Raw genomic sequence first — 11,827 nt, 5'->3', positions numbered from 1 at the left:
CCAACTCGGAATATTAAGTATTTTTAATAAATTTATTATTATTAATTTATACTCATTTATCTTATAAGTCAACTAGGAATTAAAAAGTTTTTTCTTATAACAAATTATTTCCTCCTTTTATTTCATATTTTATTAGTTATCTTCTCTTATAAATCCTCTATAATGAAATTATTATTAAAAGAAGAGGTGTATATTTGGAAAATAAAAAGCAGCTATTTTTTGAGGGGAAAGAGAAATTACATGTTTTATTCTTCTACACCGGCATGCAAAGTTATATGGAGGAAGTTCTCGGCTTTATCTATGCTGGAATAGAAGCAGGGGAGTACGTAGTCCTTATTGATAATGACAGAAACTTCAAAAAGATTTCAGAACAATTAAAAGCTCGATTGACCCCCATCCAATTGAAGCAATTACATTACGTAAATAGTTTAGATTTTTATTTTTCCAGTGGGAGCTATCATCCACCAGCAATTACAGATTACTTTAATAAAACCGTTCAACCTTATATTAATCAAAATATCACCTTTCGATCATGGGCACATGTAGAATGGGCAACAATGGATGAACCCTTCCATTTAATTGGAGATTTCGAAAGAGTAGTAGATAACGCTGTCAACGAAATTTCCTTTCCGTTGATATGCGCATATGGAGAACGGAAAATGCCAAGTACTTTGGAAACTATTTTATTAGAAACTCATCCTTATATTTTGAAAAAAGAAAAACTTGTTTTTTCACAAAAATACATACCAGAATAACCATTTACTGCAAGAATAAAACCTTATGCATTATAGAAAGTTCTTTTTACGGTGGCTAAGTGTTTAATGCTTTATTGTTTTTTAGCATTAATCACTAAACCTCCTCGGCTTCGCCTATTGACCTCCCTTTTCCCTCACTTCCCGCAGGAATCACATAAATTAAGGATAATAAACATCCTTTCCCTTTAAAAAGTACTCATTCCGAAAATTCCCTCTGTTATTAGCTTATTTTTCTGCCAAAATCCTTTATCATACTAATATACTAAAATATTTTATTGACAATTCCTTTTTTAATATGGTAAATTCTATTCATTGGTTTATCACTCTAACATATTATCGAACTAAAGGATTTTTCCGTTATTTTAATAGATTTATCTTCTGGAAATATAACTAACAATTCATAAAGGTGGCTTTTCAACATGAAACGTTTAGCAATTAATTTAGTTATTTTAGCATCAGTATTTTTCGTTTTTGCAGCTTGTTCCAACAATTCTAAAGACAAAAAAGAAGATACATTAATCATTGGTATTGATGATAAATTTGCTCCAATGGGATTTAGGGATGACAATAATGAGATTGTCGGTTTTGATATTGATTATGCGAAAGCGGCAGCTGAAAAAATGAATATGTCTGTTCAATTTCAGCCAATCGATTGGAAAACAAAAGAATCTGAACTAAGCAGTGGTCGAATTGACTTAATTTGGAATGGTTATACGATTACAGATGAGCGTAAAGAAAAGGTCCTTTTCACAAAGCCTTATTTAAAAAACGCACAAGTTGTTGTTACATTAGCTAATTCACCGATTACGAAATTAGATGATTTAGAAGGAAAGGTTGTAGGTCTTCAATCGCTTTCCTCTGCATCAGATGCATTAGATAACAGTTCAATCAAATCTAAAATTAAAGAAGTTACGGAGTTCTCTGATAATGTATTAGCATTAAATGATTTAAAATCCGGTCGTTTAGATGCTGTTGTTATTGATGAAATTGTTATTGATTATTATATGACGAAAGAACAAGATTCCTTTAAAGTACTTAATGAATCACTTGCTCCAGAAGAATATGGAATTGGTGTCAAAAAGGGCAATGAAGCTTTATTGGAGAAGCTTCAAAGAGCACTTGATAAAATGAATGAAGATGGTACAGCCGCTGACATCTCAGAAAAATGGTTTGGTGAAAATAAAGTATTACAGTAAGATTTAGCAAATGAATCGTAAACAAAACAGGATTTCTTTCCGAAAGCCTGTTTTGTTTTGTTGGAGGAATAAAAATGTCGTTAGATTATATATTATCCATACTGAAACCAATGTTGGAAGGTGCACAAGCAACCGTTCTCTTATTCCTGATTGCGATTGTAGTATCTATTCCATTAGGTTTCCTATTAACTCTCGCTATTAGAAGCAGTATTAAGCCAATTACGTGGCTGGCAAGCTGTTACGTTTATGTAATGCGCGGGACACCGCTTTTGCTACAATTATTATTTATCTGCTTTGGTTTACCGATGATTCCGGGAATTGGGGAATATTTAGTATTAGATCGCTTTGTCGCTGCATCTTTAGGTTTTATTTTAAATTATGCAGCTTATTTCGCAGAAATTTTCCGTGGAGGATTATTGGCTATCGATAAAGGTCAATATGAAGCCTCTCAAGTTCTTGGCTTAAATAGATGGCAAACAACGACTCGTGTTGTGCTGCCACAAATGTTTCGCATTGCACTACCTGCTGTGGCAAATGAATCTGTTACATTAGTAAAGGATACTGCCCTACTCTATGCTGTTGCTGTACCAGAATTATTGCACTTTGCACAAACTGCTGTAAACCGCGATTTTACAATTGTGCCATTTTTCGTTGCGGGCATTATTTATTTAATCATGACCCTGCTATTAACAGCGCTATTTAAATGGCTAGAGCGCAGATTTAAATATGAATAAGAAGGACGGATACTCATGGCAATCATTGAAATAGAGAATATCAAGAAGTCATTTGACACGATTGAAGTATTAAAGCAGATTACCTTTGATGTCAATACCAATGATGTCATTGCTGTCATTGGACCATCTGGTTCTGGAAAAAGCACAATGCTCCGTTGTCTTGTCGATCTAGAAAAGATAGATGGGGGGAGCATTCGTGTTTGTGGAGAAGACCTAGTTAAATACGGGCACTACTCACAAGCCCAAAAAATCAAGCAAATTACAACAAAGATGGGGATGGTTTTTCAGCATTTCAATCTCTTTCCACATCTTACTGTAAAAGAAAATATAGAGCTGGCCCCGAAATTGGTCAAGAAGGAATCAGCTGCTACCATTCAAGAAAGAAGCATAAAAACACTTGAAAAAATCGGTCTTTCTAATTTTGCAAATGTCTATCCAGCAAAACTGTCAGGGGGGCAAAAACAACGTGTCGCTATTGCCCGTGCATTAATGATGGAACCGGAAATTTTACTCTTTGATGAACCTACATCCGCATTAGATCCCGAACTAACAGGGGAAGTCTTAGCAGTGATGAAAGATTTAGCAAAAGAAAAAATGACCATGATTGTCGTCACCCACGAAATGGGATTTGCCAAGGAAGTAGCAAACAAAGTCATTTTTATGGACAACGGGGTAATTGAGGAGTCCGGTCCTCCAAGCAGCTTCTTTACAAATCCTCAATCTGCACGTACGAAAGCTTTTCTGAGTCGGAATTTAAAATAAGTATCTATTACAAGAACTGTGCTATTCACAAGCTCTTTTTTTGCTTAAAATTAAAGGAAAATAAATTTTAAAAAAGTATCCTTTTTAATAGCAAGATTAAATCATCGCTTATTTAATTTTCAGCAAAACTAAAATTCCATGAGTAATTTGTTATCATTTAGAAAAAAATACATCTGAAGAACTTATTACGAAAAAGGAGTGTTTCCATTGAAAAAAAAGAATTCTAATCAAAACACCGATGTAGCCGGTCGTGTATTTAATCCTAGTGATTATGAAAAAAACGACCAACTTTCTTCTGGATTAGCAACGACGCATGAGCAAGCTAGCGATACATATACAGAAGGAGAAATTGGTGCAGTAATTGATGATGCCGATGGGGAAGATATTGAAATAGGTAAAAAAAGAAAAAATAAATAAGTTCTAAAACATACAAGAGACTATTTTCATTGCAATGAAAATAGTCCCTTGTATGTTATTTATTTTGATTTTAAATAAGCAGATTAAACCACTAGAGTCGCATAAATATTGAATGAATTTTCAGTTTTTCATTTTGTCCAATTTTGAGTAAAAAGAAAGATGCTCAAGTAGAGGTAGCAAACATCCATTTTTTTACTATAACCATTGACAAGTGTGACAGAGGCTTTGAGATCCTTATGGGACTGTATTGCCTTCTATTTTTCGCAACCAAACGCGAGCCGACTTCCATAAAGCTGCTTTTAAATAGCGACTAATTTGTAAGTACGTTCGCTTACTTCCCGTGTTCAGCTGAGCCAGTACATTCAAACAGTACACGATCATGGCAATATACACTTGGTTATGTACAGCCTGTTCACTCTGGCCATAGAATTTTTTGATATTCAAATGTTGTTTCATCCATTTGAAAAACAATTCAATGGCCCAGCGTGATTTGTAAAGTTCAGCGATTTCATCTGCACTTAAATCAAAGCGATTCGTTAATAAATGTAGCTGATTGCCTTTTGAATCTAGTACTTTGATCAAACGAAATTCATTTTCAGAACGATTTTGTGTCGTTCCAATGACGACCATTTCATCTGATAAAACTGAAGAATCTTCTGGTAACGAAAATGTTTCAAGTTTACGTACAACAGCATTTTTTCTCAAACGGGAAACGAAGAAATAGCCTTCATCTGTCATGCGATCGAATCGTTCATAATCCAAGTATCCACGGTCAAACACATACATGCATTCTTTGTCATCGACAAGTACTTCAAGCTGACCACGGTCATGTTCGTTTGCATTCGTAAGCACAGATTGGTCTGGATAAGAACATCCTTTTTCCATAAACACAAGGCGAAGGTGGAGCTTCACACCAGATTTTGTTTTCCGGAATTTTGCCCACTTATGATTGTTCAAATTCAATGGCAATGTACTTGAATCAATGATTTTGAGTGGAGTTGTCGTTTTTCTTCTCGCTTGAAAATCAGTCTTTTCGTGAATTTGCGTGACTAAATCAAGAAAAATGGTTTGAAAAAACTTAGTTGGAACCCGATTTAATCGTCTACCCAGTTGAGAAAAACTAATGGAATCAAGTTGGGTTGTGTTCTGTAATTCTTCCGAAAATACACAATCACTTAAAGCACGCAAGCTCTCTGTTTCATGGAGTTGTGCGTACAGTAGTAATTTCAAAAAGGAAGTCATATGAAGCTTCTTAGTATAGTAATTTAATTGATAGGTTTTCACTTGTTCCTCAAAAAGATTATTGGAAATGGGTGAAAGTCATTGTTCAAATGATGTTTTTCGTGTAAACTTATCCATGCGATTTCCTTTATTTTTGGATTTGGATAGGTTACTACCACCAAACCATTATAAAGGATTTTTTTATGGAGAAATGAATTGACAGAAAAAACAATCTATTGTTTATTAAAAAGTTATTTTAATGCGACGCTAGTGGGTATTTATCGGTATGTATAACATTTATGAAGAAACAGGTGAAATTATGAAAAAGCCTCTTTATCAAATAGTTTATGAAAAACTTGAAAAGCAAATTATAAAAAAGGAATGGAAACTAAATGAAAAACTTCCATCTGAATCAGAATTAGCGTCTCAATTTAACGTTAGTAGTATAACGATCAAACGTGCATTAAATGAATTAAAAAATCAAGGATACCTTTCTAGAAAGCCGAAAGAGGGGACTATTGTTATTTCCAATAAAGGAAAAATAACAAACACACAAAAATTAGAATTACATAAATTCACAATCGGTTTAATTGTGACGAACTTAGATGATACATTTGGAACAAACATACTTAATGGCATACTTGATCATTGCCCTCCTGGAGTAAATATTATCTTAAAAAAAACAATGGGTAATGAAAAAAAAGAAGATGAAATAATCCGAGAATTCATTCAATCTGACATTGATGGCATTATTTTATTGCCATCATCATCCCAATTTCTTGCTCCAACTATTTTAGACTTAGCAGCAAAAAAATTCCCTATAATTGTGATTGATCGAACACTAAATAACTTACCTATTTCGTGCATTACTTCTAATAATATCGAAGCAGCAGAGAAATTAACTTCTTATCTTATGGAACTTGGGCATAAAAATATTGGTATTCTAACATCTACGAATCTTGTCTCTAGTGTAAAGGAGAGGATTCAAGGATATATTCAGGCACATGCGGCTAATCAAGTCAAAATGGATCAGGCTTTACAACAAAGTTTCATCCAATCTGTTATTCCAAATTATTACGAATCAATAAAATCTGATCAAAAGAAAATAATGAATTTTATTCAAAGTCAGCCTCAAATGACGGCAATTGTAGCAGCAGAATATAATATTGCACAGCTAATAAAACAGGCTTGTCAGCAGATAGATAAGAACATCCCTAATGAACTTTCTATTTGTTGCTTTGACTATCCAGCAAATCTATTTAGTAAAGAAGATGTTGCATTTACTCATATTGAACAGCAACAATATGAGATGGGGGAAGCAGCCGTTAAACAAGTTTTACAACAAATTCAATCTCCTGAAAAAATAATAAAAAAAGTTCTAAATGGACGCTTAAAATTGGGGATTTCCACCACCTTTATTTCAAAAAAAAGGAATTAACTCTTGCGGCAAAGTTACAAAGTTATTTACATTGAGTGGAGTTAAACTAAAAGAACACAAATTTTCAGGATGATCTAGAACGGTTATCTTTCAATGCATGAAGCCTTTGGAGAAGCTTGCGTTTATCGACAGCCTGCCAAAGCTATTTACATTGCTTACATCACTTAGTCTTACACTAATAAAAAGGGATAAAGCTTTTTATTTTATAGATTGCTCCTACTTTTCCACGGATTGGGAGGTGAGCTTCTTTGAATTCTCACCTGTCCCACTACTCCCTTAATAAGTCATCCTACCCCCAACCTGTATTAACAATAGAGCGCAATACGAAGTTCAGAAAACATACAAATTTTAATTTAGGAATATTTTCCATTTATAGATAATTCACCATTGTTAATATTCGCAGCAACTAACAATTGGTGTGCCTCTAAAAAAAAACGGATACATATTCTTAAACACCGGAATAAAACCGGCAAGTGCATCGCCATGACCATTAATATATTTTATTAGAGAGGATAAAGCGATTAGTAGAAAATTAATGCAGTACAGCAAAGAATATTTCCAAAATGATTCAATAAACAGACACTTGGTCATGGAGACAGATTCTTCATCGCATTAACGAATAATGTAGTAAAGAATCTCTCCCCATGCTCCAACTTATTTACTGTAATACCAAATCCATTTTCCTTGCTGCTTTGGTTAATTCCTCTTCTATATTCGTTTGTCCAGAAAATATTTGCTTTAAGCATTCCGTATAGATGCTTTCTATTTTCCTCCACTCTGCAATTTGTGGTCGTAAAAAGGATTGATCGATGCTCTGTACATACGCTTTATAATAAGGATATTCCTCCACCATCTCATCCTTCAATACGGTTTTGTTTGTTGGAAGTAATCCTTCCATTAAAAACCTTTTTTGAGGTTCCTCTGTGGTCATCCACTTCACAAATTCCCACGCCTCCTCTACATGCTCTGTCCCTTTCGTTATACTAAGTACCTCTCCACCTAAAACAGATCTTCTATCTTTGCTTCCAGGAAAAGGTGCAGCTACCGTATGACTGATAATATAATCTATCTGTTCCTTTGCATTCACATTATAGAACCAAGGACCTTCGTCAATCATGATGTACTTCTCTGATAAAAGCCCATCCCACAAATCGTAGTTTCCACTAATTGTATTTTCGTTAAGCTTTTTTTGTTGATAAAGCGCTAACATTTTTTCAACTGCTTGTATACTTTCTTCACTATTAAAATAACCTGTTGCCTTTGTATTCCTATCATTTAATAAATTCCCACCAAGTCCATAAAAATATGGTAAACTCTGCCATGCATTCATTCCAGCCATGCCTAAAAGCACTGGATTTTTTTCAATAATTTTCATTAATTCGTCCATTGTCTCTGGCAGTTTTTCAATATGATATTTCTTTAATAGCTCCTTATTATAAATAGCAATTTTCGTATTTGTATTCACTGGTAACCCATAGTATTGTCCCTGGTATAAGCTAGTTTGTAACGGGACTGGATATAAGTTGTCTTTAACACGTTCAAAGTCCCCGAATTGATTAATTGGATAGAGCAAATGCAAATCGGCAAACTTAGATACCCAAGTGATATCCATTCTAATAATATCTGGCGGCTTATTAGCAGAAGCCTTGGAAATAAGAGCAGACATCAATTGGGAATTATAGGACTGACTTACAGGCTTTATTTCAATAGATGGATATTTCTGTTCGAATATCGGAATAATTTCATTTTCAAAAATCTTTGTTTCATTTTCATTATAGGTATGCCAAACAACAAGTTGAACTTTTCCGCTATCTCCTTGTTTCACCTCGTCATTTTTATTAATAATAGATGTATTATCACAACCTACTAGAGAAGCACATATTCCAAAAAACAATAAAACTGATCGAATTTTGAACATTGTCAGCACCCTCTTTATCCTCCATTCTGCTTGTAAATCCGATATTCTCCTGGCGACATTCCTGTTACTTTTTTAAATAACTTACTAAAATATTTTACATCATTAAACCCAGATTCTTCTGCCACTTCATAGATTTTTTTTGTGGAATTTTTTAACAACCCCTTCGCCTTTTTAATACGCAATTCAATTACATAGTCAATAAAATTTTGATGAACTAATCGTTTAAATAAAATGCTAAAATAATTTCTGCTTATATGAATATGGGAAGCAACAATTTGCAACGTTAATTCCTTTGTGAAATTCGCATGAATATATTCAAGAGCCTTTTCCACCAATTCATTTTCCGTATATGTTTTTTTCCATGTACTATGACTAATTTCTTCATATAAATCAAAAAAAGACGATAGTATTTGAATGACGGAATGAACGGATTCTGCGGTCTTTACCCGTTCCATATGTTCCATCCATTGTGTAACCTCTATTTTATTCATAAATAAAATGCTAACAATCTCACAAGCCTCTTTTCGAACAGTATCTGGTGTATATTTCTGTTGTCTCCAGTGTATAAATATTTCTTCCAGAATACTTCTTGCTTTTGTTTCTTCGTATGGAAATAAAAGTGCCTTTAATTTTTCATAATTTACACTCTCTGTTTTTATCTTTCCATCTATTTCGTCATCATAACAAAATTGTAGTTGATTAGGCTCAAAAAAATGTTTGCTACAAGCTATATAACTTCTTTGATAACCAATTGGGAGATCATACAAATGCTCAATCGTCCTATATCCATAATAAAAAGAAATAGTTGTAATTTTAGTAATCAATTTTTGTAAATAATGAATGACCTCTATAGGATCTTTTTCTATTGGGCATAGATAAAACATTTCCACATCACTTATTGGAAAGAGAATCCCTTTCCCATGTTCTTCATAATACAAAGCTTGTATTTCTTCTAATAGTAAACTTTTATATAAGATGCCTTTCTCTTCCTCTACCTTTTGAATATCTTTCATTTTGATATAAATAGTTATAAAGGAGCTATCATCTGGGAAAAATTGTGTTAATTTTTTCACTTCTGTTTCCCCAAGCAATACTTTTCTAACTTCCTGTGCCATTTTCTTTTTCTCTAGCAACAAGTTTGTTTGATTGGCAATTCTTAATGCCTCCTCTTCTTCTTTTTCTTTTTTTAGCTTTTTTGTACATTTTTTTATTATTTGTAAGAAAGCATCTGGTTCTAGACTTGCCTTTAGTACATAATCAATCGCTCCATACTGTAGCCCTTCTCTTATATATTCAAAATCATTATAGCTGCTAACTAAAATTACTTTTAATTTTGGAAATAATGCTAATGCTTGTTTCATTAAATGAATCCCATCCATTACTGGCATCTTTATATCTGTAATAAGTATATCTACTTGATGGTGCTTTTGAATGGCATCTAATGCTTGTTTTCCATTAGAAAAATCCCCTATTAAATGTAATCCTTCCTCTTCCCATTTTATAGAAGATTTTAGCCCAAAACGAATAATCGGTTCATCATCTACGATTACGACTTGATGCATCTACTTACTCCTCCCTTCTAGGTAGTAGCAATAACAATTTCACTGTTGTTCCTTCTTGACCACTTTGTACATCAATCTTTGAAGTAAGATGAAAATAAAGTCTGACAGAATCATATATATGTTGAAATCCTATTCCCAGTATTTTATTATTAGATTCGGAGAGATTCTCCATATCATTTAATAGTTTCGTATCAAAACCCTTTCCATTATCAGAGATGATAATTTCCACCCCATTATCTATTGCTCTCCCAGTTATTCTTACAAGTCCTTCTTTCTCCGTTGGGACAATGCCATGAAAGATTGCATTTTCAACAATAGGCTGTAGCAGCATACTTGGAATCATAAATTCTTCTGTAGCCTTATCTATATCTAAAACAAGACGAAATTCTTGCTCGTAACGGATTTGTAAAATAATCATAAATTTTTTTACGATTTCCAATTCCTCTTTCACAGAAATAAAGGTCCCTTTTTTCCCCATGCTTACTTCTAATAATGTTAATAATGAGGATAACGCCATATCTGCTTTTTCATTTTGGTTAAATTTAATTAACCATCGAATCGTACCTAGTGTATTAAATAGGAAATGAGGATGAATTCTATGTTTAATCGCACGTAATTCTGCTTCTTTTTTTTGATTTTGTTCTTTCTTAATTTGTTGTAATAAATGCTCTATTTCCTGTATCATTTTATTAAATTGCTTACTTAGTATTCCTATTTCATCATTGGAAGTTACCTTTGTTCTTACGTTGAAATTTCCATTCCCAGCACTTTTCATTTGAATAGTCAACTGACTAATCGGCTGGACAAATTTTCTCGCCAATATACTTCCTATAATAATGGCTACAATACCAATTAATAAGCTACTCCATAAAGCAATCTCACGAATCTTTTGTAATTCACCTGTTAACTCATGTACAGGTACAACCCCAATAAGAAACCAGCCATTATTTATTTTTTCTTTTATTCCATAATATTTAACTCCATGATCCACAAATTCAAATTCTCTATTGCCATTTTGAATTTGCTTCAATAATGCTTGCTTCGTTACACCTTGATTCAAATGATTTAATGTTGGGTCTACTGTAATATTTTCTGCTTTCTCATCCACTACAAAAAAAACACCTGAATTTCCTAGTTTTAACTTATTTAGTATATCCAATATACCCCTTCCATCAATAAGTACTTGAATATATCCTATGTTTTGTAATGTATCAAAATTTTTCATCACCCTACTAACTGGTAAAAACAACTCATTCGATTGGCCTGCACCACTTAAATAATCATAGGTTAATCCACTCCAAACCGATTCTCCGTCTTTTTCGGTAGCCTCTTTCACCCACTCCTGTTCTAACAAGTTTATTCGTTCTCTTTTATAGGGAGAATAGGAGCCACTCCCCCAATTTGTACCATCTTCTTTCAATACATAGATTGCACGTACGAAGGAACTAGAATATATACTAGCATTTAATACTGATGTTATATATTCATTGTTTTTCGTCTTTTCAAAAGAAGAAATGGTTGGATCAGTATCTTGTATAACCATTTCTTGTAGTGAAATATTGCTATATATTTGATCCAACTGATCTGTTCCACTGGTAAAAATATGTGAAAGCGCAGCAGCAGCTTGTTGTGTAATAAGTTGTGATGATTCTCTTACTCTATCTTTAATCATATTTTTGGAAAATAGGTAAATTAAAGAACTAATAAAAATAGCAGGGATTAAACCAACGATTAAAATGGTGAAAACTACTTTTACGGTGAAATGATCTTTTAACCAGTTGTATATTAGCATACAATCCCTCTCTCGTCCTTTCTTCACTATAA

The 11,827-nt window shown here is 33.2% G+C and carries 10 protein-coding genes; 6 read left to right on the top strand and 4 right to left on the bottom strand.

From position 1 onward, the window contains the following. Positions 1–194 precede the first annotated feature (194 nt). From NST60_RS16730 to NST60_RS16710, 5 genes are all read left to right on the top strand, one after another. Positions 195–755, top strand: a complete 561-nt coding sequence (locus NST60_RS16730) for an MEDS domain-containing protein (protein ID WP_016203837.1) — start codon at positions 195–197, stop codon at positions 753–755. A gap of 419 nt (positions 756–1,174) precedes the next feature. Next, positions 1,175–1,951, top strand: coding sequence for an amino acid ABC transporter substrate-binding protein (locus NST60_RS16725; protein ID WP_016203838.1), 777 nt, complete (start codon positions 1,175–1,177; stop codon positions 1,949–1,951). A 74-nt stretch (positions 1,952–2,025) separates the two neighbouring features. Next, positions 2,026–2,685 carry an amino acid ABC transporter permease gene (locus NST60_RS16720; RefSeq protein ID WP_341099509.1) on the top strand — a complete coding sequence of 220 codons (660 nt, stop codon included), beginning with the start codon at positions 2,026–2,028 and terminating at the stop codon, positions 2,683–2,685. A gap of 15 nt (positions 2,686–2,700) precedes the next feature. After that, positions 2,701–3,447: an amino acid ABC transporter ATP-binding protein gene (locus NST60_RS16715; RefSeq protein WP_341099508.1), complete on the top strand. Its 747-nt coding sequence runs from the start codon at positions 2,701–2,703 to the stop codon at positions 3,445–3,447. A 207-nt stretch (positions 3,448–3,654) separates the two neighbouring features. Further along, the gene (locus tag NST60_RS16710) at positions 3,655–3,864 is read left to right on the top strand and encodes a YozQ family protein (RefSeq protein WP_016203841.1); all 210 of its coding nucleotides are present in this window, start codon (positions 3,655–3,657) and stop codon (positions 3,862–3,864) included. 234 nt (positions 3,865–4,098) lie between these two features. On the opposite strand, the gene NST60_RS16705 is transcribed toward NST60_RS16710, so the two are convergent. After that, positions 4,099–5,175 (bottom strand): IS4 family transposase, encoded by a 1,077-nt coding sequence (locus tag NST60_RS16705; protein ID WP_254416347.1) that lies wholly within the window; start codon positions 5,173–5,175, stop codon positions 4,099–4,101. Between the two features lie 196 nt (positions 5,176–5,371). On the opposite strand from NST60_RS16705, the gene NST60_RS16700 reads away from it, so the two are divergent. Further along, positions 5,372–6,523 (top strand): GntR family transcriptional regulator, encoded by a 1,152-nt coding sequence (locus NST60_RS16700; protein WP_101729258.1) that lies wholly within the window; start codon positions 5,372–5,374, stop codon positions 6,521–6,523. A 658-nt stretch (positions 6,524–7,181) separates the two neighbouring features. Here the strand turns inward: NST60_RS16700 and NST60_RS16695 are convergent. Genes NST60_RS16695 through NST60_RS16685 form a run of 3 tightly spaced genes read right to left on the bottom strand, consistent with a single transcriptional unit; the run spans position 7,182 to position 11,795 of the window. Beyond that, a complete protein-coding gene (locus NST60_RS16695; RefSeq protein WP_341099505.1) occupies positions 7,182–8,441 on the bottom strand; it encodes an extracellular solute-binding protein in 1,260 nt (419 codons plus the stop codon). A gap of 14 nt (positions 8,442–8,455) precedes the next feature. Continuing rightward, complete coding sequence (locus tag NST60_RS16690; RefSeq protein WP_016203843.1) at positions 8,456–10,003, bottom strand: response regulator; 1,548 nt, start codon at positions 10,001–10,003, stop codon at positions 8,456–8,458. A gap of 4 nt (positions 10,004–10,007) precedes the next feature. Next, positions 10,008–11,795 carry a cache domain-containing sensor histidine kinase gene (locus NST60_RS16685; protein WP_169189058.1) on the bottom strand — a complete coding sequence of 596 codons (1,788 nt, stop codon included), beginning with the start codon at positions 11,793–11,795 and terminating at the stop codon, positions 10,008–10,010. Positions 11,796–11,827: the final 32 nt, after the last annotated feature.

The organism is Niallia sp. FSL W8-1348 (assembly GCF_038006745.1).
GTDB lineage: Bacteria > Bacillota > Bacilli > Bacillales > Cytobacillaceae > Niallia > Niallia alba.
Note: the sequence above shows the minus strand (reverse complement) of the source record. Positions and strands in the feature narration are given on the sequence as shown.